Origin of the sequence: Parasphingorhabdus litoris DSM 22379, assembly GCF_020906275.1 — a bacterium.
Taxonomy (GTDB): Bacteria; Pseudomonadota; Alphaproteobacteria; order Sphingomonadales; family Sphingomonadaceae; genus Parasphingorhabdus; species Parasphingorhabdus litoris.
This window is the reverse complement of the sequence record NZ_CP086727.1, coordinates 640,340-661,743: the sequence shown is the minus strand read 5'-3', so window position 1 is coordinate 661,743 and position 21,404 is coordinate 640,340. Positions and strand designations below refer to the sequence as shown.

Below are 21,404 nucleotides of genomic sequence, written 5' to 3'. Positions count from 1 at the left end.
AAAAAGGATAGCAATGGCGAACATCCTTACCCCATGATCCTGTGAGACTTTTTTTTGTAACATTTCGAAAAATCGACGTTCAAACAAAGCAAATCTAATGGATTGACTACATATAAAGAATTCTTTATATGATTTTCCAAATGGACGATCTACTCACCATATTCCGGGCTCTAGCCGATCCGACGCGCGTTCGAATCATGTTGTTATTGCTCAATATGGAGCTCGCCGTCGGCGAATTGGCTCAAATATTAAACCAAAGTCAGCCGCGCATTTCTCGCCATATCCGAATTTTGGATGAGGCGGGTCTTGCAGAACGTCGAAAAGAGGGAAGTTGGGTTTTCCTACGCCCTGGAAAGGCCTCGCAACTCGACATATTGCGCCGATTGTTTCGATCCGATGATGTTATATCGTCTGAGCAGGCGCTTGCAGACGACGCGCAATTATCGCTGGTGCGAGAGACACGAGCGAAAATGGCAGAACGCTATTTTGAAGCACATGCTGAAGAATGGGATGCTATCCGATCTTTGCATCTGCCAGAAGATGATGTGGAACAAGCAATGCTTGCCCTGCTGAAAGATGTCGATTTGGGCCATATGCTTGATATCGGTACAGGAACCGGCCGGATGGTTGAGCTGTTCGGTCCGAAATCCGACAAAGTCACTGCGCTCGATAAAAGTCCGGAGATGCTGCGGCTTGCTCGGGCAAAGCTATTGGGGAATGAATCGGATCAAACCGACCAGGCTGCATTGGCACGAAAAACGGAACTCAAGCTGGGTGATTTCAATAATTTGCCGATTGACGACGGCAAGGTTGATAGCGTTCTCTTGCATCAGGTATTGCATTATGCCCAGCATCCCGAAGCCGTGCTTACAGAAGTAGCACGGGTTGTCCGGGAAGGCGGCACAATCATGATCACGGATTTTGCTCCTCATGACCATGAAGAGTTGCGGACCACTCATGCTCATGCACGACTGGGCTTTTCTGATGATAGCATGAAGCGATGGTTCGCCGCGTCACAGATTGATATGGGGCAGAGCCGGACGTTGGATGGCGGAAAGCTGACAGTTAAGATATGGATCGGCCGAAAATCTGGGCTTTCTCAAATTCACCCTGGTGGCGACACTGACCTATCCTCCAATTTCTCTCAAAAAAGAGCGCAATTATGACTGGACAAAACAAACCCCTAGGCTTGACTGAATTGGAAGAAGCAAAAAGGGCGCTGGACGTACCGCTTTTCGCTGGACTGAACGGTGATGCCGATGTTTCATTTGAGTTCTTCCCGCCGAAAACGGAAAAAATGGAACAGACGTTGTGGGATAGCGTTGTGACCCTCGAACCGCTTAACCCGCGGTTTGTTTCGGTGACCTATGGCGCAGGCGGATCGACCCGGGAACGAACCCATGCCACCGTGGCGCGAATTGCGAAGGAAACGCCTATTCCGGCGGCAGCGCACTTGACCTGTGTCGGCGCTAGCAAGGCGGAGATAGCGGAAGTCGCGCAATCCTATTGGGAAGCCGGCGTACGGCATATTGTCGCGCTGCGCGGTGATCCACCTGCTGAGGGTCAGGCTTTTGAACCGCATCCGGAAGGTTACAACAGTGCCGCGGAACTGGTGAATGGATTGAAGGACATTGCACCGTTTGAGATATCGGTGGCGGCCTATCCGGAGACGCACCCGGAGGCCAATTGTCCGCAGAGCGATCTCGATAATCTGAAGCGCAAGCTGGATGCCGGTGCAAGCCGTGCAATCTCTCAGTTTTTCTTCACCGCGGAGGCGTTTTTCCGGTTCCGGGATGCAGCGGGAGCGGCAGGGATTGATGCCGAACTGGTACCGGGTATCTTACCGGTATCGAATGTTGCCCAAACGCGGAAGTTTGCGGGTATGTGCGGCGCAGAGATCCCGGTGTGGATGAACGACCTGTTCGAAGGCCTGGATGACCACCCGGCGGCGCGCCAGCTGATCGCGGCAACCGTCGCGGCGGAACTGTGCCGCAAGCTCTACGCCGGCGGCGTCCGCCAGTTTCATTTCTACACGCTCAACCGCGCGGAATTGAGCTACGCGATCTGCCACCTGCTCGGCAAACGCCCCTCCGGCGCGGCGCAGGAGAAGGCGGCATGACGGGTCCCGGCGAACAGCTCCGCGCGCTCGCGGCGGAGCGCATCCTCGTCTTTGACGGCGGCTATGGCACCGCGATCCAGAATCACGGCCTTGGCGAGCGCGATTATCGCGGCACGCTGGAACTGACCGATGACCAGAAAGGCAATAATGACCTGCTCAGCCTGACGCGGCCTGATATTATTGAAGGCATCCACACCGCCTATCTGGAGGCAGGCGCGGATATTGTCGAAACCAACACGTTCAGTTCGACCGAGATCAGTCAGGCCGACTATGGCTGCGAGCATCTGGTCAAGGATATCAACATCAAATCCGCTGAAATCGCGCGCCGGGCCTGCGACAAGGCCGAAGCGAAAGACGGCAGGAAACGCTTTGTCGCCGGTTCCATCGGGCCGACCAACAAGACTTTGTCACTGTCACCGGACGTCAATGATCCCGGTTTTCGCGAGATTGACTTTGACTATCTAAAAGGCGTGTACCGCGAACAATGCGATGCCCTCATCGAAGGCGGCGTCGATTTTCTGCTGATCGAGACAATCTTCGATACGCTCAACGCCAAATGCGCCGGCATGGCCGCACAGGAGGCTGCGCAGGCCAGCGGCCGCGATGTGCCGTTGATGATTTCAATGACGCTCACCGACCTTTCGGGCCGCAATCTCTCCGGCCATACGGTCGAGGCTTTCTGGCATGCGGTGCGCCATCTGAAACCGCTGACCATGGGTCTCAACTGTTCCTTTGGTGCCGATCAGTTGCGCCCGCATCTCGCGATGTTGGCCAAGGAAGCCGATACGCTGATAATGGCCTACCCCAATGCCGGGCTGCCCAATGAACTCGGCGAATATGATGAAACGCCGGATCAAACCGCTGCGCTGATTGGCGAGTGGCTAGATGACGGCTTGGTCAATATCGTTGGCGGCTGCTGTGGCACCTCGCCGGAGCATATTTCTGCCATTGCCGAAGCTGTCGAGAGCGCCACGCCGCGTGCAATGGTATCGCCGGCGATCCAGACACGTTTATCTGGGCTGGAGCCATTCACGATGGCGGCATAGCATTCTCCCCCCTCCCCTTCAGGGGAGGGGCCGGGGGTGGGGGCTACAGGCCAGCACCTCTTCGACGACAACCCCACCCCAACCCCTCCCCTGAAGGGGAGGGGCTAGAAGGAAATCAATGACCACTTCTTCCTCCTCCGCGCAATTCGTCAATATTGGCGAGCGTACCAATGTCACCGGTTCCGCGCGGTTCAAAAAGCTCATCCTCAACGACGACTATGAAGCCGCCGTCGAAGTCGCGCGCCAGCAGGTCGAAAATGGCGCACAGATTATCGACGTGAACATGGATGAAGGCCTGCTCGACGCCGAACATGCGATGACCACCTTCCTGAAACTGATCGCGGCGGAGCCTGATATCGCCCGCGTGCCAGTGATGATCGACAGCTCCAAATGGTCGGTCATCGAAGCGGGTCTCAAATGCGTGTCCGGCAAACCCATCGTCAATTCCATCTCGATGAAGGAAGGTGAAGAGGAATTTCTCGCCCATGCCCGCAAATGTATGGCTTATGGAGCTGCTGTTGTCGTCATGGCCTTTGATGAGACGGGACAGGCCGATACAAAAGACCGCAAGGTCGAGATTTGCGAGCGCGCCTATAAATTGCTCACCGGCATCGGCTTCCCGCCCGAGGATATTATCTTCGACCCCAATGTGTTTGCGGTCGCCACAGGGATAGACGAGCATCGCCGCTATGGGCTGGATTTTATCGAAGCGGTCGCCGAGATCAAAGAGCGCTGCCCCCATGTGCATTTTTCGGGCGGCCTTTCCAACCTGTCCTTCAGCTTTCGCGGCAACGAACCGGTGCGCCGGGCAATGCACAGCGTCTTTCTCTATCACGCCATTCCCGCAGGGCTCGACATGGCTATCGTCAATGCCGGACAGCTGGATATTTATGACGATATCGACCCGGTCCTGCGCGAGCATTGCGAAGATGTCATTCTCGACCGCGAACCCAAAGAGGGCGGAGATGCGACCGACCGGTTGATCACGCTGGCCGAGAAATTTCGCGGCACCGACAAGGCGGCGGAAAAAGCGGCGGCCGAATGGCGCGGCTATGATGTCGTCAAGCGGCTGGAACATGCGCTGGTCAAAGGCATTGATGCGCATATTATCGAAGATACCGAAGAAATGCGGGTTTCGGTCAAGGATGCCGGCGGGCGGCCTATTGAGGTTATCGAAGGCCCTTTGATGGACGGAATGAATGTCGTCGGCGACCTGTTTGGATCGGGCAAAATGTTCCTGCCGCAGGTGGTCAAGTCCGCACGCGTGATGAAAAAGGCCGTCGCCCATCTCTTCCCCTTTATCGAAGAAGAAAAGGAAGAAGGCGCCAAGGGTAAGGGCAAGATCATCATGGCGACCGTCAAGGGCGACGTGCATGATATTGGCAAGAATATCGTCGGCGTCGTCTTGCAATGCAATGGCTTTGAAGTGATTGATCTCGGCGTGATGGTCCCGTGGACCGATATATTGAAAGCCGCGAATGAAAATGATGCGGATATGATTGGCCTGTCCGGTCTGATCACGCCATCGCTCGACGAAATGGTGACCGTCTCCGAAGAGATGGAACGCGCCAATATGACCATGCCGCTGCTGATCGGCGGGGCGACGACGTCCAAAACCCACACCGCTTTGCGCATTGAACCGGCATATTCCGGCCCGACTGTCTATGTACTCGATGCCAGCCGCGCCGTGGGTGTCGCCTCGCAATTGGTCAGCGAAACACAGGCCAAAGATTTTATCGCCAGTACACGCGAGGATTATGAGCAGGTGCGCCAAGCGCGGGCAGGCAAAACAGCCAAGAAACTCACTACACTGGACGAAGCACGCGCCAATGGTGCGGATATTGATATGGAGCAGAAAGCGCCCGCCCCGAAGAATCCCGGCCTGCATATCTATGAAGATTGGAATTTGGCGGAACTGCGCGACTATATCGACTGGACTCCGTTTTTCCGGGCATGGGAACTGGCCGGAACCTTCCCGGCGATCCTGACCGATGAAGTGGTCGGGGAAAGCGCTAGTGATCTCTATAAAGATGCGCAGGCAATGCTGGACCGGATCGTCAACGAAAAATGGCTGACCGCAAAAGGCGTCGCTGGCCTGTGGCGCGCGCGGCGGGATGGTGATGACATCATGGTATCGCCGGAAAATGAGGAGGTCGCCCTCCCTATGCTGCGCCAGCAGGTCAGCAAGCGATCAGGCAAATCAAATAACTGCCTCGCCGATTTTATCGATACATCCGATGACTGGATGGGCGGCTTTGCGGTGACCGCCGGGCACGGCATTGACGAGCATGTCGCGCGCTTCGAAGCGGACAAGGATGATTATAACAGCATCCTGTTGAAGGCGCTGGCTGACCGACTAGCCGAAGCCTTTGCTGAGCGTATGCACGAGCATGTGCGCAAGGATCTGTGGGGCTATGCAGCTGACGAGGATCTGGACAACAAAGCGCTGATCAAGGAACAATATCAGGGCATCCGCCCTGCCCCCGGCTATCCCGCCTGTCCGGACCACAGCCTGAAACCGATATTGTTCGATATGCTGAGCGCGACCGAGCATACGGGTATTGAGCTGACAACCAGCTTTGCGATGACGCCCACGGCCGCCGTCTCCGGATTCTATCTCGCCCATCCACAGGCCGATTATTTCGGTGTGGCCCGTATCGGAGAGGATCAGGTCGAGGATTATGCGCAGCGGCGCGGTGTCTCGCTTGATCGAGCGCGGCAATGGCTACGGCCCAATCTCAACGAATAAAGCCGACCTCTTTCGAGAGCCGGCTCCTATCTTTTCAATGATGTGAAAATTCAGGCGTAGCTGACTTTCGTCGTCATCTTGCGGCGACGGCGCAGCGCTCCACCCACAAGGCCAAAGCCGCCGATCATCATCGCCCAGGTGGCTGGCTCTGGAACTGCAGGTGCAGCCGTTAGAACACGGACAAAGTCACCCGGTGAGGAAGCCCGGAAGTCAACATTGATCCGGTTGCCAGCGATGCTGAAACGGTCATTGCCTTCCAAACCACGAGCACCCGGATTGAGATAGTTCACATTGCTGAGACCCAGCAAAGTGTCGGTCGAACTTAGCGGACCCCGTGTCGTCAGAACGCCCAGAATATCGCTGTCAAAATCAACATAGCCTCTGGCTCTACGACCACCAGCGGGATCAAAAAAGACATAATGACTGTTCACAAGCGTGCCAGCTGCGAGACCGCCAACCGCAGCGGTTAGCGCAACGCCTTGCTGCTCATTAAAGGCGAACAGGTTGTTGGATTGCTGATTATTTCTGCCAACAGAAAAACCGGGACCCGGGTTCAGTTCTTCGAACACACCACCGTTTCTGAATGCAGAACCGCCTGTCAGCTCGCCCATCACAACCGCAGCACTTGCCGATCCAGCTGTGAACAAGCTTCCCGCTGCAACAGCAGCCATCAGAAATTTACGCATTCTGTCTTCCAATCTTCTCATCTGGTTCGCGGCGAAATCCGCCGATTCTTGAGCTTCTTAACCCAATGCTAACCATCTTTCCAGCCGGAAAACAAAAAGTTACGACTGTTTACGCAGAATATCAGACAGAGGAAAAAAGAACAAAGCCGGCCTCTTGCGAGACCGGCTATTGTCCTTCGTGACGATAGGTTTAAGCGTAGCTGACTTTGGTTGCCATTTTACGGCGACGGCGCAATGCTCCGCCGACCAGACCAAAGCCGCCGATCATCATTGCCCAGGTTGCTGGCTCCGGAACCGCAGGTGCAGCGGTAAGCACGCGGATATAATCACCCGGATCTGATGCGCGGAAATTGACGTTCAACCGGTCGCCCATGACGTTGAAGCTATCCGCTCCTTCAAGTCCGCGAAGCGCGACGCTGATATAATTCACATTGGGATTACCCAGAGAGGCATCGGTCAGATCCATATCGCTTTTGGCGTCGAGCACGGCCAAAATATCGCTGTCAAAGTCGACATAGCCAATGGCCCTGCGACTCGGACCCGAATCAAAAAAGACATAGTGGCTGTTCACCACCGTTCCCGCAGCCAATCCGCCAATAGCGGCTCCGAGAGTCACATTCTGCTGCTCATCAAAGGCGAACAGGTTCAGTGACTGTTGATTATTATTCCCGACATTAAAGCCAGGCATTGGATTAAGTTGTTGAAAAACACCGCCGTTATTGAGCGCGCTTCCACCGGTTAGTTCGCCCATGACGATCGCGGCATTTGCTGTTCCGCTGGTTGCTAAGGCCGCAAGCGCTGCGGTGGTTAACAGAAGTTTGTGCATTGTAAGTTTCCTTTTGCGAGCAATATGCGCGCGTTACAATGCGACCCGATGCTGGCCCTTAACAAAAAATTAACTTCTTGACTATGATCTGGCGCACAACTGTCCCGTTTCGGGACTCCAGCTTCATTCAGTTCTAAAAACAACCACAAGCGTCATGTTAACCCCGGCATATTAACTGACACCGTGCCATGTGCATGTTTTTGGGACAGCATGACGGGCGATATTGTGCACGATGCTTCAGAACGATATCAGCAAAATCATATTTCCCCCGCTTTGTCAGGAGCTTCAGACGTGAAAATTTCGCCTTCCATCCTTATCGCAGCGACGCTGGCAACACTCGCAAGCCCGGCTGCATTGGCACAAAATGGCACGCCATTTACCGTCGAAGAAAATGGTCAGGGTTTCTACAGACTGTCCGATGCGGTCGAGGCCATTGGTGCGCGCAGAGGCACGATCATCATTGCGCCGGGTGCTTATGGGGACTGCGCTGTACAGAAGGAAGGGCAGATCACCTATCGCGCGGCCGTCGCGGGGCAAACCATCTTGGACGGCGGGATATGCGAAGGCAAAGCATCATTGGTGCTGCGCGGTCAGTCTGCCGTAGTTGACGGCATCATCTTTCAGAACCAGCGTGTTCCGGATGGCAATGGTGCCGGAATCCGCCTCGAACGCGGCAATCTGACGATTACCAATGCGTTGTTTCGCAACAGTGAACAGGGCCTGCTGACCGCCGATGACGCGAGCGGCAGCATCGTGATTGACCGGTCTACCTTCCAGCGCCTCGGCCGCTGTGACCGGGGCCTATCCTGTGCGCACAGCATCTATATCGGCGATTATGGCTCGCTCAACGTAACCAACAGCCGTTTCGAAAAAGGCAGCGGCGGCCATTATGTGAAAAGCCGCGCGCCGCGTATCACCGTAACGAACAGCAGCTTTGACGACACCCAGGGCCGCACGACAAATTACATGATCGACCTGCCCGCTGGCGCATCCGGTGTGATCAGCGGCAATGTTTTTGTGCAAGGCCAGAACAAGGAAAACTGGAGCGCCTTCATCGCGGTTGCGGCAGAAGGCAAGAAGCACAGTTCGGCTGGCCTCAACATCCACTCAAATAACGCATCCCTTGCCAAAGGCGTCGAGCGCAACACTTGGTTCGTTGCGGACTGGAGCGGTGACCAGATGCGGATTGCCAACAACCGGTTGGGCCGCGGATTAACGCGCTACGAGCGGCGGTAGCTTAGCAACTACTGGCAGCTGTCACCCTCACCGCCATCAATATCCAGACAACGGCCATCCGTCTCGTCTGTCGCAATTTCCAGATCAATAATCGCCGCCAATGTCGGCGCGATATCAACTGTCTTCACGGATAGGGGCTGTTCAAAATAGGTCATGCCCTGACGCCAGAATAAGATCGGCACCTGACGGTCATAATCCCACGGACTGCCATGGGTCGCGACATAGCCAAGACCGGTTCTGGCAATCGGCGTCACGGCCTTGTTCAACAACACGATAAAATCTCCAGACCGTTCGGGATGATAGGATGCCCGCGCACGCTCGGCCATGGTCCATTCTTCAACCGGCCCGCGCGGCATTGGCATAGCGGCCAGATCAGCGCCATCCAGAACCGCGTGAACTTGTGGATGACGGGTGAGAATCCGGATAGCTTCGGCTTTGACCTTCGCTTTGGTCTCGGCGTCAAGAGACAGGCTTATATAATAGTCACCAAATGGACTATCCGCATGAAGCAATGGCTCGTCACCCGTTAGGGAGAGCGCCTGCCTTATCTGCTCCCCAATATCTTTGGAATGGAGCTTGGGATCGATCCGCTGCGCCTCGGGAACACCCTGCGCTCGTAGCCGTTCCGGCAAGTCGTGCCCGCCATGGTCGGAGGTCAGCATCGCGATATAGTCGATATTCTGCTGGTCCAGTGCGCTGAACAATTCACCCAAATTACGGTCCAGCTCGGTCATCTGAATACACATTTCCAGCCCGCCCGTACCAAAGGCATGACCGATATAATCCGTCGCGGACAGACCGATGGAAAGAATATCCGTAGCCTCGCCCTGCCCCAGCTTCATGGATTGGACCAAGGCGAGAGCGGCGCTGACCGTCGCACTATCAAAATCTGGCGAACCGCGAAAAATCCGGCTGGCTCCCTCGGGACGCTGAAACGCATATTCGCCAACAGATTGCTGGTCATTAATTGTAATCTTGCGGTTGCGGGCCTTGCAGTGGGCCGGAATGGCAAATGGCGGACGCGCTTTATCAATCGTCTCGCCAATAGTGGCGTTGAGCGAACCGATCGCCGGGGCAACAGATTGCCCCTTCAATGTGGTAAAACCCTTGCCCTTCCACCAGTAAATCGCGTCAACATCATTACCGCCCATCATCAAGGCTGCGCGATCCTTGCCCGATACCGCGACATTGCGGGATTTGGGAGAGACCTGCTTCAATCGCTCACCCAGAGTGGGCACCAGCAAATGCCATGCGGAGGCGACATAACTATCCTGTGAAGCGGTAACAATGCTACCAAAGCTGGTGCCTTCAATACGCGGATCCTCTGCGCAATAGATGGTCTTGTCCTCGCGCTTCACGTCCAGATCAATCCAGTTATTCGCAATGATCCCGGCCCGGCCCGCATGGACCCCGGTCATGATCGTCGCATGGCCCGGACAGGTTTCGGTCGCCGCATGGGATTGATAGCCAGCCGGGAAAACCGCACCATCCGACAGCCGCTTCAAACCACTGGTAAAGCTGCTGCGATATTCGCTGAAAAGATCGGCGGAAAACTGGTCCACAGAGATGGCAACAACAAGCTTCGGTTTGCCAGATTTTGTGTTGCTGTGATTTTCAGCATTGGCCGTGCTGGATATCGCTATAAAAGCTATGAAACTTGTAACATATTTGATGAAGCGCACGAATAATCCCCATGATATAAAGCAGCTGTGGCAAGACAGGCCCAGATAGCCTAACAGCGATAAAGATAAAGTGGTGAGTTTTTATGACATCTAACAGCTCTTTGCCGACCATTTGGTCGGCTCAGAATATCCGAACAGCATTACAAACCTTTTTTGTCGCCATTTTCTTCGCCGCGTTGCTGAGCATCTCCCCCGCACGGGCGCAGATTGGCCCAGACAAGCGTGAACTGAATGTCGTGGCAACACTGGTCGCGGAATCGCAGCAGGTTCAGGCGGGACAAAGCGTTACCCTTGCTTTCGTCATGACACCCAAACCCACTTGGCACGGCTATTGGGAGAATCCCGGCGACGCCGGCATTGGGATGAGCTTTGACTGGAACCTGCCCGATGGCGTGACCGCTGGAAAAGCCCAATATCCCGTTCCTGACACTCTGCTGATTTCGGGAATCATGAATTATATCTACAAGGGCGACTATGCTGTCCTTGTGAATCTGGTCGTATCCGAACGCGTCAAACCGGGACCACTACCCATCTCAGTCAAATCCGAATGGCTGGCCTGCACGGACGAAGTCTGCGTTCCCGAGCGGGATGAACTTTCCATCAATCTGCAAGTGGTTGGGCCTGATGCAGCGGTATCGCTCAACAATGCGTTTAACGATTATCGTGAGGCCTTACCGCGCCAGTTGGGCAGCGCTGCAACCTTCATGGTCAAGGATGATCTGTTTCGCCTGTCCATACCCTTCCCAGAGAATATCGATGTTGAATCACCGTATTTCTTTATCAAAGAAGACGGTATTGTGGATTATGCTGCGCCGCAGAAGGTGAATCGAGATGGCGACAGACTGATTATCGAAACAGCCGCACGCGGTGATGAACTACAGAATATTTCTGGTGTCCTGAAAATCGGCCCGAAAATGGGCCTGTCGTTAAAGGCATCCGCAGGCGATGTTGAAATGTCAGGCGTTCCGATAGGAGGCGGTAGCAGCGGAAATTTTATTGGTGGTGGCGACCAATCTAGCGCATCTCTTCTGTTCATCGCTTTAGGCGGAGCCATTGTCGGCGGCTTGCTGCTCAACCTCATGCCCTGCGTTTTCCCAATCCTGAGCCTGAAGGCAATCAGCCTGGCCAAGGCTGGCGGAGAGGAAGGTATCGTCCGGCGAGATGCACTGGCTTACACGGCAGGAGTCGTCGTGGTTGCAACCGCCCTAGGCGCGTTATTGCTCGCGCTACGTGCCAGCGGAGCAGCAGTCGGCTGGGCCTTTCAGCTACAGGACCCGCGTATCATCTTTGTCCTGCTTGCCCTCGTGACCGCGATCGGCCTCAATCTCGCTGGCCTCTTCGAACTGCCCAATATCAATATCGGCAACAAGCTGGCCGACAAGGATGGACCAGCAGGTTCTTTCTGGACGGGCGCGCTCGCCGCTTTTGTGGCGACCCCCTGCACCGGTCCTTTCATGGCGGCAGCCCTGGGCGCAACGATTGTCTTGCCCCCCATCGCTGCGTTGATCATTTTTGCAGGATTGGGTGTAGGACTAGCTTTGCCATTCCTGCTCATCGCATTTGTTCCTGCCATTCGCGACCGACTGCCCAAACCAGGTGCCTGGCTCGACAGTTTCCGCAAGGCCATGGCCATTCCCATGTTCCTGACATCGATCGGCCTGATCTGGCTGCTCGGCCGCCAGATTGGTGAAGATGGATTGGCGCTCTCGCTCATCTTTTTACTGCTTGTTGCCCTGATCCTCTGGTGGTTTGGCGGCGGTCAGATAAAAGGGCTTTCACGGGGGATGGTTACCACAGGCGCTCTCATCGCTGCGGTCATGGGCGGTATAATGTTCTTGCCCGATGAAGAAGCGATGGAAACCCAGCGTGCGGCGACAGCTTCTGCCGCTACCTTGCCCAGTGAACCGTTTAGTGAGGCCAGATTGTCTGAACTACGGGCCGCCAATCAACCGGTTTTCGCGTATTTCACGGCCGACTGGTGTATCACCTGCAAAGCCAATGAAGCCGCTGCGGTCCAGCGTCAGGAAACCGCCGACGCCTTTGCCGCAGCCAATGTGGCTGTGCTGATGGGTGATTGGACTCGTCCGGATCCAGCGATCAGCAAGTTTCTGGAAAAACATGGTCGTGCCGGCGTGCCTCTTTATCTTTATTATGCACCAGGCGAAGAGCCTGTTATATTGCCGCAGATTTTGACCGTCGGGACACTGACCGATTTGGTCACTTGATGCCCAAGCCTTGATATTGACGATTTGACTAGGAGAGCTCCCAATGTTTCATAAATCTGCCCTCGCATCCCTTGCCGCAGTTGCCACTATCAGCATTGCTATGCCGCTCGCTGCCGCTCAGAAAAATGGAGCCATTGCTCAGGATTTCAAACTGACTGACATGTACGGAAAAACCGTCCAGCTTTCTGATTTCCGGGGCAAGACCGTGGTGATGGAATGGCACAATCCAGGCTGTCCGTTTGTCGTAAAACATTATGACAGCGGTAATATGCAAGCCACACAGGCCGCCGCCCGCAAACAGGATGTGGTCTGGCTGACCATCAACAGCGGCGCCAAGGGCAAACAAGGGCATATGAACGGTCCAGAGGCACAAAAACTGGTCAAGCAACAGGATATGAGCGCCAGTCATTATCTATTGGATGCAAAGGGCATTGTTGGAAAAGCCTATGCCGCGAAAACAACGCCACATATGTATATTGTCGACGGTTCCGGGAAGCTGGTTTATCAGGGCGGGATTGATAACAAGCCAACGGCTAACAAAGCCGATATCAAAGGAGCGCGTAACCATGTTACAGCCGCTCTAAATGAACTGAAAGCCGGCAAACAGATCAGCGTGGCGCAGTCGCGGCCTTATGGCTGCTCCGTCAAATATGCGAGCTAGATAGAGTTGAGACACAAAGAAAAGTAGGGCCGTCGCGCAATACACAACCAGCGCGCCAGCCCTACTCCCCCAAAAGTCCGGCGGCTTACAAACCCCCTGAAAGCCCCCGTGATACGGATTGCCGGACCTAAACTGTAACGAACAAAACTAAACTTGATCAAAGGATCGAGGGACAGATTTAATACACAACACAAATCTGTCCCTCGCCTTTGTTCCGACGGCAAGCGACCCTAAGCCGCCGCCGGCCAAACTAGTGACCTGTCAGGTTAAACTTCTTGGTGCCATTGGCGCCAACCAGTTCAATGCCCTTAGTACCTGACAGGCCAGAAAGCGGCATCGATTTCTCATAACGTTCCGCCCCACAAGACCCATCCCGGTCTATCGAAACATCATGGTCATTTGCCGCGCGTGCTTCCCACGCTAATTCAATCTGCCGATATTCGGGCTGAGGCCCGCCCAATATCGGTAACAATTTTACGTTCGCACCTGGTCTTGGTGTCGGCCCCGCCACAACCAGGTATATTCCCTGGCCTAAGGTGGGCCCTGCCCGCAATTCAGCAGTATCAAAATCCGCAGCATTCGCACGCCGTGGCCTTGCCGGCGCGGCCATGTTGCCGGTCTTCATCTGATCGTCATTGTTCACAACAAGCTCCATAAGAACCTCTCTGCCCAAAACTAAGATGCTGACCGCGGCTCATCATTGTGGCCGGTGTTTTACTTTTCGTGTCAGTTCGTAACTACGCAACTTATGTAGGACCCTTTACCCCAACTGGGTATGAACCGTCTTGTAAACTATTGTAACTATCCGTAAACTATTGAAATTATATTACAATTTTATGTAATTTTATCGGCAGATATCGATGGCGGCCTTCAAAAAATGCTGCACTGCACAAAAATCAACGCGAATCGATTCGCGCCGATCACCGATTCAAGCTATGATTCACCGCCATCAGACGCCAATGCCGCCGTCTAGGCTGGTTTGCGAAATTTCATCACAAAGCGATTGGTCTTACCGCGTACCGATTCATCAAAGACATTCTTGTCGAGATCATCCTCGGGATTCACGAACATGTCGCTTTCGGCTTCCAGCACAAAGCCAGCTTTTTGGAAATCTGCCTTGGCCGTGGCAGGATCAATCCGATGGGTTTTATCTACCACGGTTCTGGTGTCACCGGCATTACCGACATGATCAATGACCGCAACGATACCGCCCGGCTTCATGCTGGCATAAAGCTTCGTCAAAAAAGCTGCAGGGTCCATGCGCGGCATTTTGAACCTCTCGCTCTCCCAATAGAGATCATGGTAAATCAAATGCAGCATGGCAAAGTCAAAGCTATTGGGCTCCGGCGAATAGTCGCCCAGTTGCGATGGTACCAGCGAGACAACTGGTTGCCGCGTTGCAATGCCGGCCCATTTGGCTTTAGCCGCATCGCTCGAAACAAATTGTGGGGGATTTACCGCGACAACTGATCCAGTGGGGCCGACAGCCGCACCCATTATTTCGCTATAATATCCGCCGCCGGCAAAAATATCGAGCACGGCATCACCGGTTTCCAATCCCATGAATGCCAGAGTTTCGGCCGGTTTACGGCTGACATCCAGCGCCGCGTCAGCTTCATCTCGTCCGGCCGCTGAAACAGCTGCAGCGAGATCGGGCGCATTTTGACTGGCCGCCTGCATGACGCTCGCGGATGCCTGACCATCAGAAGCCGCCGCACCCATTGCCAAAGCGGAACTCGCCAAGGCCATTAAAATAGTAGATCGCATCTTGTCTCTCCACGGATCGTTGTGACCTGAGAATGAACCTTGCCTATCAAGCGATCAAGACGATCGCTGTCGTTGGTCGATCCAAAATGGTCGTTAGTCGAGAATTCCGGTCCAATGCCAATTGCGGCTCCGCTCAAATTGGCTCAAAATTTCCGCTGCGTCTTGCCATAGCGCATCTTGCGTGTGCCCGGTTTGCCTTCAGTCGCCCGGCCCTTTGGCTTGGCCAATTGCAAATCGGCAGGAAGGCCCAGTTCATCAGCCTCCAGCTTGCGAATTTCATCACGCAACCGTCCCGCTTCCTCAAATTCCAGATCAGCCGCCGCATCGCGCATGCGTTTTTCCAAGCTTTCGATATGGCTGCGCAGATTGTGCCCGACCAGATGTTCGGTCTCATCATCAATCGGTACCGTGACTTGGTCCTTGCTCGCAACATGGGCGACAATATCACCGATATTTTTCTTGATGGTTTGCGGCGTGATCCCGTTTAACTTGTTAAAAGCCTCCTGCTTCTCACGGCGCCGGTTCGTTTCATTGAGCGCACGCTCCATCGAACCGGTAATCCGGTCCGCATAGAGAATCACCCGGCCTTCCACATTCCGCGCCGCGCGACCGATGGTCTGGATCAGCGAAGTTTCGGAGCGCAGAAACCCCTCCTTGTCCGCATCCAGTATCGCGACCAGTCCGCATTCCGGAATATCAAGACCTTCGCGCAGCAGGTTGATCCCAACCAGAACATCATACACGCCAAGCCGGAGATCCCGGATCAATTCAATCCGTTCCAATGTCTCGACGTCGCTATGCATATAACGAACCTTCAAGCCGGCCTCGTGCATGAACTCGGTCAGGTCCTCTGCCATGCGCTTGGTAAGCGTCGTCACTAAAGTCCTATAACCCTGCTGCGCGACCTTTTTGCATTCGTTGATCAGATCATCGACCTGATCCTCAACCGGCTTGATTTCCACCGGTGGGTCGATCAGCCCGGTCGGCCGGATCACCTGCTCTGCAAACACACCGCCGGTCTGTTCCATCTCCCATGGACCGGGTGTCGCCGAAACACTGACAGTCTGCGGACGCATCGCGTCCCATTCGTTGAACCGCAAAGGACGGTTATCGATACAGCTCGGCAGACGGAACCCATATTCGGCCAGCGTGATCTTGCGGCGGTGATCGCCTTTTGACATCGCGCCGATTTGCGGGATCGTCTGATGGCTTTCATCCACAAACAGCAAGGCATTGTCGGGCAAATATTCAAATAAAGTCGGTGGCGGCTCGCCCGGCAAACGACCGGTCAGGAACCGGGAATAATTCTCAATACCTGCGCAGCTGCCGGTCGCCCCGATCATTTCCAGATCGAAATTAGTCCGCTGCTCCAGCCGCTGATGCTCCAACAACTTGCCCTCGGCCTCTAGCTCTTTGAGCCGCACGCCAAGTTCCAACTTGATCGCTTCCATCGCCTGTTTCATTGTTGGGCCGGGCGTCACATAGTGGGAGTTAGCGAAAATCCGGATCTGATTTAGGCTCGCACCCTTTTTCCCAGTCAGCGGATCAAATTCAACAATCTCCTCGATCTCGTCGCCAAAGAAGGAAATCCGCCACGCCATATCCTCATAATGCGACGGGAATATTTCTAGATTGTCGCCGCGCACCCGGAAATTGCCGCGCGCAAAAGCCTGATCATTGCGTTTATACTGAAGCGAAACAAGCTTGCGGATAATATCCCGCTGATCCACCGCCTGCTCTTTTTTGAGATCGAAGATCATCGCCGAATAGGTCTCGACCGAACCGATACCATAAAGGCAGGACACAGACGCGACGATAATCACATCGTCCCGCTCCAGCAGCGACCGGGTCGCACTATGGCGCATCCGGTCAATCGCCTCGTTTACCGAGCTTTCCTTTTCGATATAGGTGTCCGACCGCGCTACATAGGCTTCGGGCTGATAATAGTCATAATAGCTGACAAAATATTCTACCGCATTGTCAGGAAAGAAGCTTTTAAACTCACCATATAGCTGCGCTGCGAGTATCTTGTTCGGCGCCAATATCAGCGCCGGGCGCTGACTTTCCTCAATAATCTTTGCCATTGTAAAGGTTTTGCCTGAGCCCGTGACCCCCAGCAGTACCTGATCAAGCTCCTCAGACTTTATCCCGTCGACCAGCTCTTTTATTGCCTCGGGTTGATCACCCGATGGTTCAAAATCGCTGACCAGCTTAAACGCTTTTCCGCCCTCTAATTTCTCAGGACGAACAGGTTTGTGAGGGACGAAATTCTCGTCTGTTTCAGGCTCTGCCAAACCTTCTCTAATTACCAATTTTGCCATGAATTAGATATGGAACAAAACGTGTCCATTGTCATCCCCCAATATTGCGGCTGTTGAGATGTTACACTTCCCAAATTTACAATGCTGATCATTCGGTTTATGGCCGATCGGGGTTCAGAAAATTAACGAGGGAAATCCAAGTGAAGAAGATAGTTTTATCGGTGGCTGCCGTGACCTTGATGGCGGGCTGCTCCAGCAACAAGGCCGATGCGGACGGCGACGGCAATATCAGTGCCGACGAAGTTGCGAAGGTTATGAACGAAGTTACGCTAGAGCCAGGCGAATGGGAAAACACGGTTGAGATTGTCGATGTACAAATCGAAGGCCTACCGGAGGGCGCTCCTGCCGGAATGATTGACGGCATGAAGGGACGCAAAACAGTCACCAAGACGTGCGTTACCGAAGAGCAAGCCAAGAACCCGGGTGCAGAATTTTTCGCGGCACAAGAGCAGACCGATTGCAAAATCAAGAAATTTGATATGAGCGGCGGCGCGATTGATTCCGAGATGTCCTGCTCCAACGTTGGTGCACCGGGTGACATGAACATGGCGATGACCGGCCAATATGGTCCTAGCAGCTATGAAATGACGATGACCATGGATGGCGGCGCTGGCGGCATGAAGATGAACATTACCGCCAAGAATAACGGCAAACGCATTGGCAAATGCCCAGCAGGCTAGTCGGTTGTTTCCAGATCTGATCAAAAACGGAGCAAGAGCCATGCGCTTTTGCTCCGTTTTTTTTGGCATAATGATGCTCGGTGCCAGCCCATTGACTGCACAGAATGAAACGCCCCCAGCTGCTGTAAAGGTCAGCTTTGACGGCGATCATATAGCAACCGTAGCGATTCAAGGGCTATCCAATCGCGAAACCGGACGCGCGTTGATGGCGGATGACCCAGTGCGCATCGCATCTATTTCAAAACTTTTTGTCAGCCTCGCAGTCATGCGGCTTACCGAAAAAAAACTGCTAAAACTTGATGCGGATGTTTCGGATTATCTGGGTTGGCAGCTGCGCAACGCTAACTATCCCGACATTCCAATCACGTTACGACAATTGCTCTCGCATCAATCAGGTCTGCGCGACGGCATAAATTATGCCTTGCCGATGGATGTAAAGCTGGAAAACGAGCTGAAGGATCCAAGGGCCTGGGACGCCGATCATCCTCCCGGCCAATATTTCACCTATTCCAATCTCAATTTTCCAGTGATCGCTGCGGTAATGGAAGCGGCAACAGGCAAACGCTTTGACCAGATCATGAAGGAAGAGCTGTTCGATCCTCTGGCACTCGACGCCTGTTTCAACTGGACCTTGTGCAGTGACCAGAAAATCATGGCCGCTGTGACTCTATATCGCGCCAACGGCGACGTCGCGCGCGACGACCTACGCGGCATAAGAGAGGCGTGTTCCGTGGTTCCCGAGAGCAATGGTGGCTGCGACCTTCGTAATTATCAGCTTGGCAAGACCGGTTCGATATTCAGTCCACAAGGCGGCCTGCGCATTTCCGCCCGTGATCTTGCCAAGGCCGGGCAAATGTTTTTGCTTAATGACGGCAGCTTTCTGAGCCCGGCCAGCATCGCCACAATGACACATCCCGCATGGCAATATGATGGCACAAACGGCAATAGCGAAGACGGTTATTTCTGTGCTTATGGCTTGGCGGTCCACATACTCGCCGCGCCGGGACGCCGCGCATCTTGCAAAGATGATCCTTTTGGTGATGGTGAAATGCGCTTTGGGCATAGCGGTGAAGCCTATGCTCTGAAGTCCGGTTTATGGATTAATCCAGCGCGCGAGCAGGGCACTGCATTCTACCGAACACAAGTTCCGGAAAATGATCCGGCAGGTCATTGCATCTATTTCTGTGAATGATAGGTTTCACTCCGAAACCGAATCAACAAACCCTTAATCGGTTCTCAATCAGGAGAAATACAGATGATCACTTACACCATGCTCGGCACCAATGATAAAGACAAAGCCGTTGAATTTTACGACAAGCTTTTCGAAGGCACGGACGTCAAAAAACTGTTTCAGACGCCGCTTGGCGGTCAGTTTTACGGCAAAAAACCCGGCCAGCCGATGATTTGCATCACCAATCCTTATGATGGCAACGAAGCCTGTTTCGGCAATGGCACAATGGTCGCTCTGTCTTTCGATGATACCGATCAGATTGACGCCCTACATGCCAAGGCCCTTGAACTGGGCGCGGTCGATGAAGGTGAACCTGGCTGGCGCGCGCCAGATGTCTTTTACGGTGCCTATTTCCGTGATCTTGACGGCAACAAACTTTGTGTCTGCAAAATGAATATGGGAGGTTGAGACTATGATTGGATATGCGACTTTAGGTACCAACAATGTTGAAAAAGCCCGCGAATATTATGATGCTCTGCTTGGCGAAATCGGAGCCAAACGATTGATGGAACTCGAAGAGGGCGGCTTCACGCTTTATGGTACCGAAATGGGAGCGCCATCCCTTGCCATCACTCAGCCTTATAATGGGGAAGCGGCAGTTCCAGGCAATGGCAATATGATCGCTATTCCCTTCGAGCAACGATCCCAGATCGACAGCTTTTACAATAAGGCCATAGAACTGGGCGGCAGTGATGAAGGCGCGCCCGGTGTTCGCGGCGGCGAAGGACCGCAAGCCTTTTACGCTGCCTATTTTCGTGATCCGGAAGGCAACAAGCTTTGCGCTTTTCGCGTTGGGCCTGCATAAGGAGAAAAATTCTACGGGGAGAAAAATCTTGAAACATATGATTCTGGCTTTGGCCGCGGGCAGCGCTCTTCTAACCAGCGCACCTGTTCGGGCTCAATCGAACGATCTCGCGAAAGCCATCTCAGCGGATTATGACGCCAAGCTCGAAGCTTTGTTCAAGGATTTTCATCGCAACCCTGAACTCTCCTACAAGGAGGTCCGTACTGCCGGGATCATTGCCAAGGAATGGCGTGCCGTCGGATGGGATGTAACCGAAAAAGTCGGTGGTACCGGTGTCGTCGCCGTCATGAAAAATGGCGACGGCCCTACCTTGATGCTGCGCGCCGATATGGACGGCTTGCCGCTCGTCGAAGATAGCGGACTGGATTATATGTCCACCGTCACACAGGTCAGTATCGATGGCGAGGAAAAGCCCGTCATGCATGCTTGCGGCCATGATGTGCACATTACGTCACTAATTGGAACAGCGCGGCGCTTGTCGGCAATGAAGGACCAGTGGCGCGGCACGATTGTCCTCGTTGCCCAACCGGCCGAAGAACGTATTGGCGGGGCCAAGATGATGATGGATGATGGCCTTTACAGCCGCTTCCCAAAACCCGACTTTGCCATGGCATTTCATGTCAGTGCGGACACGCCCACCGGTAAACTGGCATTGAGCGAAGGGATTAGCTATTCGTCGGTCGATACAGTTGACATTATCGTTCATGGTGTTGGCGCGCATGGTGCCTCACCCCATCGCGGCAAAGACCCGATTGTCATGGGTGCTCAAATCATCATGGGCCTTCAGACCATCATCAGCCGCGAAATAGCACCACTGAAACCCGCCGTTATAACGGTCGGATCCTTCCATAGTGGTTTCAAACATAATATCATTTCGGATCGCGCCGTCATGCAATTGACCGTCCGCTCTGATGAAGATGAAACGCGGCAAAAGCTGCTCTCGGGCATTAAACGGGTGGCGGCGAATGTTGGTAGAATGAACGATCTACCCGAAGACAAGCTGCCTGAAGTGAAGGTGTCTCATGAATCAACGCCTGCTGTTTATAACGACGCTGCTCTAACGAAACGCATTCAAAATGTGTTTACCGATCGCTTTGGCGCCAACATATTCGACAATAAACCACGCCAAGGCATGGGCGGTGAAGATTTCGCCTATTTCGTGGCACCCAATACCGATGTGCCCGGGGTCTATTTCAATGTCGGTGGGACGCCGCAAACCGATTTTGATCGCGAAGAAGCCGGCGGCGCCCCCGTGCCATCGCATCACTCGCCTTTCTTTAAGGTAGCACCAAGAGAGTCGGTGACCTTGGGAACTGAAGCGATGACGGCTGCGGCATTGGATCTACTCGCGCCGAAAACTAAATAGCCGC

18 protein-coding genes are annotated in these 21,404 nt (G+C 54.0%); 12 read left to right on the top strand and 6 right to left on the bottom strand.

Features of this window, described 5'->3' with window-relative positions; genetic code table 11:
* Positions 1 to 140 precede the first annotated feature (140 nt).
* The 4 genes from BS29_RS03285 to metH all read left to right on the top strand — a co-directional run bounded on the left by BS29_RS03285 (position 141) and on the right by metH (position 5,914).
* Positions 141 to 1,166: an ArsR/SmtB family transcription factor gene (locus BS29_RS03285; RefSeq protein ID WP_229956933.1), complete on the top strand. Its 1,026-nt coding sequence runs from the start codon at positions 141 to 143 to the stop codon at positions 1,164 to 1,166.
* Entirely contained in the window at positions 1,163 to 2,119 is a 957-nt protein-coding gene (gene metF, locus BS29_RS03280) for a methylenetetrahydrofolate reductase (protein ID WP_229955794.1), read from the top strand. The genes BS29_RS03285 and metF overlap by 4 nt, the downstream gene beginning before the upstream one ends.
* The gene (locus BS29_RS03275; RefSeq protein ID WP_229955793.1) at positions 2,116 to 3,165 is read left to right on the top strand and encodes a homocysteine S-methyltransferase family protein; all 1,050 of its coding nucleotides are present in this window, start codon (positions 2,116 to 2,118) and stop codon (positions 3,163 to 3,165) included. Before metF ends, BS29_RS03275 begins: the two co-directional genes overlap by 4 nt.
* 118 nt (positions 3,166 to 3,283) lie before the next feature.
* Positions 3,284 to 5,914, top strand: a complete 2,631-nt coding sequence (metH, locus tag BS29_RS03270) for a methionine synthase (protein ID WP_229955792.1) — start codon at positions 3,284 to 3,286, stop codon at positions 5,912 to 5,914.
* A 50-nt stretch (positions 5,915 to 5,964) separates the two neighbouring features.
* Here metH and BS29_RS03265 read toward each other — a convergent pair whose 3' ends face one another.
* Together BS29_RS03265 and BS29_RS03260 are read right to left on the bottom strand one after the other, a co-directional pair.
* On the bottom strand, positions 5,965 to 6,600 hold the full coding sequence (locus BS29_RS03265) for a PEPxxWA-CTERM sorting domain-containing protein (RefSeq protein ID WP_229955791.1): 636 nt from the start codon (positions 6,598 to 6,600) through the stop codon (positions 5,965 to 5,967).
* Between the two features lie 190 nt (positions 6,601 to 6,790).
* Positions 6,791 to 7,426, bottom strand: a complete 636-nt coding sequence (locus BS29_RS03260; protein ID WP_229955790.1) for a PEPxxWA-CTERM sorting domain-containing protein — start codon at positions 7,424 to 7,426, stop codon at positions 6,791 to 6,793.
* A gap of 291 nt (positions 7,427 to 7,717) precedes the next feature.
* Here BS29_RS03260 and BS29_RS03255 point away from each other — a divergent pair, with 291 nt between their 5' ends.
* Positions 7,718 to 8,662 (top strand): right-handed parallel beta-helix repeat-containing protein, encoded by a 945-nt coding sequence (locus BS29_RS03255; RefSeq protein WP_229955789.1) that lies wholly within the window; start codon positions 7,718 to 7,720, stop codon positions 8,660 to 8,662.
* A gap of 8 nt (positions 8,663 to 8,670) precedes the next feature.
* Here BS29_RS03255 and BS29_RS03250 read toward each other — a convergent pair whose 3' ends face one another.
* Positions 8,671 to 10,344: an alkaline phosphatase family protein gene (locus BS29_RS03250; protein WP_229955788.1), complete on the bottom strand. Its 1,674-nt coding sequence runs from the start codon at positions 10,342 to 10,344 to the stop codon at positions 8,671 to 8,673.
* A gap of 83 nt (positions 10,345 to 10,427) precedes the next feature.
* Between BS29_RS03250 and BS29_RS03245 the strand changes: the two genes are divergently transcribed.
* Positions 10,428 to 12,569, top strand: coding sequence for a protein-disulfide reductase DsbD family protein (locus BS29_RS03245; protein WP_229955787.1), 2,142 nt, complete (start codon positions 10,428 to 10,430; stop codon positions 12,567 to 12,569).
* 43 nt (positions 12,570 to 12,612) lie between these two features.
* Positions 12,613 to 13,230, top strand: a complete 618-nt coding sequence (locus tag BS29_RS03240) for a redoxin domain-containing protein (RefSeq protein WP_229955786.1) — start codon at positions 12,613 to 12,615, stop codon at positions 13,228 to 13,230.
* 250 nt (positions 13,231 to 13,480) lie between these two features.
* Here the strand turns inward: BS29_RS03240 and BS29_RS03235 are convergent, their stop codons facing one another.
* The 3 genes from BS29_RS03235 to uvrB form a co-directional block, all read right to left on the bottom strand.
* Positions 13,481 to 13,873: a hypothetical protein gene (locus BS29_RS03235; RefSeq protein ID WP_229955785.1), complete on the bottom strand. Its 393-nt coding sequence runs from the start codon at positions 13,871 to 13,873 to the stop codon at positions 13,481 to 13,483.
* A 326-nt stretch (positions 13,874 to 14,199) separates the two neighbouring features.
* Positions 14,200 to 14,997 carry a class I SAM-dependent methyltransferase gene (locus BS29_RS03230; RefSeq protein ID WP_229955784.1) on the bottom strand — a complete coding sequence of 266 codons (798 nt, stop codon included), beginning with the start codon at positions 14,995 to 14,997 and terminating at the stop codon, positions 14,200 to 14,202.
* A 143-nt stretch (positions 14,998 to 15,140) separates the two neighbouring features.
* A complete protein-coding gene (gene uvrB / locus BS29_RS03225; protein WP_229955783.1) occupies positions 15,141 to 17,318 on the bottom strand; it encodes an excinuclease ABC subunit UvrB in 2,178 nt (725 codons plus the stop codon).
* Positions 17,319 to 17,458: 140 nt separating this feature from the next.
* Here uvrB and BS29_RS03220 point away from each other — a divergent pair, with 140 nt between their 5' ends.
* The 5 genes from BS29_RS03220 (at position 17,459) to BS29_RS03200 (ending at position 21,400) form a co-directional block, all read left to right on the top strand.
* Positions 17,459 to 17,998 carry a DUF3617 domain-containing protein gene (locus tag BS29_RS03220; RefSeq protein WP_229955782.1) on the top strand — a complete coding sequence of 180 codons (540 nt, stop codon included), beginning with the start codon at positions 17,459 to 17,461 and terminating at the stop codon, positions 17,996 to 17,998.
* A 70-nt stretch (positions 17,999 to 18,068) separates the two neighbouring features.
* Positions 18,069 to 19,190 (top strand): serine hydrolase domain-containing protein, encoded by a 1,122-nt coding sequence (locus BS29_RS03215; protein ID WP_229955781.1) that lies wholly within the window; start codon positions 18,069 to 18,071, stop codon positions 19,188 to 19,190.
* A gap of 63 nt (positions 19,191 to 19,253) precedes the next feature.
* Positions 19,254 to 19,637, top strand: coding sequence for a VOC family protein (locus tag BS29_RS03210; protein ID WP_229955780.1), 384 nt, complete (start codon positions 19,254 to 19,256; stop codon positions 19,635 to 19,637).
* A gap of 4 nt (positions 19,638 to 19,641) precedes the next feature.
* The gene (locus tag BS29_RS03205) at positions 19,642 to 20,034 is read left to right on the top strand and encodes a VOC family protein (RefSeq protein WP_229955779.1); all 393 of its coding nucleotides are present in this window, start codon (positions 19,642 to 19,644) and stop codon (positions 20,032 to 20,034) included.
* Between the two features lie 37 nt (positions 20,035 to 20,071).
* Entirely contained in the window at positions 20,072 to 21,400 is a 1,329-nt protein-coding gene (locus BS29_RS03200) for an amidohydrolase (RefSeq protein WP_229956932.1), read from the top strand.
* The last annotated feature ends 4 nt before the right edge of the window (positions 21,401 to 21,404 follow it).

Bases quoted from the DNA above. Each gene is read 5' to 3' on its own strand.
- metF (WP_229955794.1), top strand. From the start codon at position 1,163: ATGACTGGACAAAACAAACCCCTAGGCTTGACTGAATTGGAAGAAGCA.
- BS29_RS03240 (WP_229955786.1), top strand. From the start codon at position 12,613: ATGTTTCATAAATCTGCCCTCGCATCCCTTGCCGCAGTTGCCACTATC.
- BS29_RS03200 (WP_229956932.1), top strand. From the start codon at position 20,072: ATGATTCTGGCTTTGGCCGCGGGCAGCGCTCTTCTAACCAGCGCACCT.
- BS29_RS03215 (WP_229955781.1), top strand. From the start codon at position 18,069: ATGATGCTCGGTGCCAGCCCATTGACTGCACAGAATGAAACGCCCCCA.
- BS29_RS03210 (WP_229955780.1), top strand. From the start codon at position 19,254: ATGATCACTTACACCATGCTCGGCACCAATGATAAAGACAAAGCCGTT.
- BS29_RS03205 (WP_229955779.1), top strand. From the start codon at position 19,642: ATGATTGGATATGCGACTTTAGGTACCAACAATGTTGAAAAAGCCCGC.
- BS29_RS03230 (WP_229955784.1), bottom strand. From the start codon at position 14,997: ATGCGATCTACTATTTTAATGGCCTTGGCGAGTTCCGCTTTGGCAATG.
- BS29_RS03285 (WP_229956933.1), top strand. From the start codon at position 141: ATGGACGATCTACTCACCATATTCCGGGCTCTAGCCGATCCGACGCGC.
- metH (WP_229955792.1), top strand. From the start codon at position 3,284: ATGACCACTTCTTCCTCCTCCGCGCAATTCGTCAATATTGGCGAGCGT.
- uvrB (WP_229955783.1), bottom strand. From the start codon at position 17,318: ATGGCAAAATTGGTAATTAGAGAAGGTTTGGCAGAGCCTGAAACAGAC.
- BS29_RS03265 (WP_229955791.1), bottom strand. From the start codon at position 6,600: ATGCGTAAATTTCTGATGGCTGCTGTTGCAGCGGGAAGCTTGTTCACA.
- BS29_RS03260 (WP_229955790.1), bottom strand. From the start codon at position 7,426: ATGCACAAACTTCTGTTAACCACCGCAGCGCTTGCGGCCTTAGCAACC.
- BS29_RS03245 (WP_229955787.1), top strand. From the start codon at position 10,428: ATGACATCTAACAGCTCTTTGCCGACCATTTGGTCGGCTCAGAATATC.
- BS29_RS03275 (WP_229955793.1), top strand. From the start codon at position 2,116: ATGACGGGTCCCGGCGAACAGCTCCGCGCGCTCGCGGCGGAGCGCATC.